The organism is Rhodopseudomonas sp. B29 (assembly GCF_000333455.1).
Classification (GTDB): domain Bacteria; phylum Pseudomonadota; class Alphaproteobacteria; order Rhizobiales; family Xanthobacteraceae; genus Rhodopseudomonas.
The window spans coordinates 1-1,186 of the sequence record NZ_BADD01000648.1 but is presented as its reverse complement, the minus strand read 5'-3'; the positions used below and the strand labels follow the sequence as shown (position 1 = coordinate 1,186).

The window sequence follows — 1,186 nt, the reverse complement described above, 5'->3', positions numbered from 1 at the left end:
ACGTCGGGATGGTCCTCGGATTCGGCGAGAACGCGGGCGATGACGCGACGCTGCTCCGTCATGCGCATGCCGGTGCGGGCGCAACGCGCTTCGATATTGGTAGCCTTGGTGTCGGACATCGGAGTCGCTTTACGGTTGAATCGGCCGGGAATCTGCACTTGTTCTGCCACTGCCGGCGGGTCAGGACAAGTCGCGACGCATTATCAATGCGTTCAATTGTGCGCCGTCGGGCTGACGGTAATAGCGCTCGCGCCGTCCGACCACGGAAAATCCGGTACCGTCATAAAGGCGTCGCGCCGGTTGATTGTTTTCCTCGACCTCGAGGAAGACCTTGGTGACGCCGCGGCCGGCGAGATGGCCGAGATGCGTCACGAGTAGTTGGCGCGACAACCGCCGCCCGCGCCAATTCGGCGCGATGGCGATCGACAGGATCTCGGCCTCGTCGGCGCCAATTCGCGATGCAACAAAGCCGATAATCCTGCGTCCGATTCGCAAACGATGGACCAGCGTATTGCGCTCGCTGATCAGATCGGCGAACTCCTGCTCGTCCCAGCCGCGATGAAACGACACCGCGTGCAGCGCAGCCAGCTTCGGGCAGTCGCGCAACGTCGCCGGCTCGACGGTCGCTTCGGCGTAGCCCCAGAACTCGGAGAGCCACGTCATCATGCAGCGGGCTGTTCCGCATGGGCGAGCTGATTGCTCGGCGGCTTGGCGTCCGGAGGACGCAGATACAGCGGCCGCGCCGGCGCGGATTGCGGCGTCGCCGCGGCACCGAGCCAGGCGACCCAGCCGATATCCGGCGCGCCGTGCTGATCGACGACGAGCGGCGGCGGTGTCAACGCCGGCCATCGCGCCGCAACGAGCTCTGCCGCGTTGCCGACCAGACGCGGAGCGCCGGCGCGCGCCGCCTCGACGGCTTCGTCGACCGAACCGACGCGCGGCCGCACGATGGCCTCACCATTGCCGGCGACGAGTTGATAGTAGACGTGGTCGTGGCGTGCATCGATCACCGACAGGATCGGCGTCTCGTCGCCTTCGCGCACGTAAGGCGCCGCAAACGCCGACAGCGTGGTGACGCCGACCACCGGCTTGGCGGCCGCCAGCCCGATGCCGCGCGCTGCAGAGAGTCCGACGAGCAGCCCGGTGAAACTACCAGGTCCGGTGGTGACGACGATGCGGTCGAGCG

At 66.8% G+C, this 1,186-nt stretch carries 2 protein-coding genes and 1 pseudogene; all 3 read right to left on the bottom strand.

From position 1 onward, the window contains the following. Positions 1-119: pseudogene (locus tag I5M_RS33875) on the bottom strand (transcriptional repressor); the annotation flags it as partial. Between the two features lie 61 nt (positions 120-180). Continuing rightward, positions 181-666 (bottom strand): ribosomal protein S18-alanine N-acetyltransferase, encoded by a 486-nt coding sequence (rimI, locus tag I5M_RS23285; protein ID WP_022723594.1) that lies wholly within the window; start codon positions 664-666, stop codon positions 181-183. Next, positions 663-1,186: tRNA (adenosine(37)-N6)-threonylcarbamoyltransferase complex dimerization subunit type 1 TsaB (gene tsaB, locus I5M_RS23280; RefSeq protein ID WP_022723593.1), on the bottom strand; the 524-nt coding region annotated here is incomplete at its 5' end. The genes rimI and tsaB, both read right to left, overlap by 4 nt.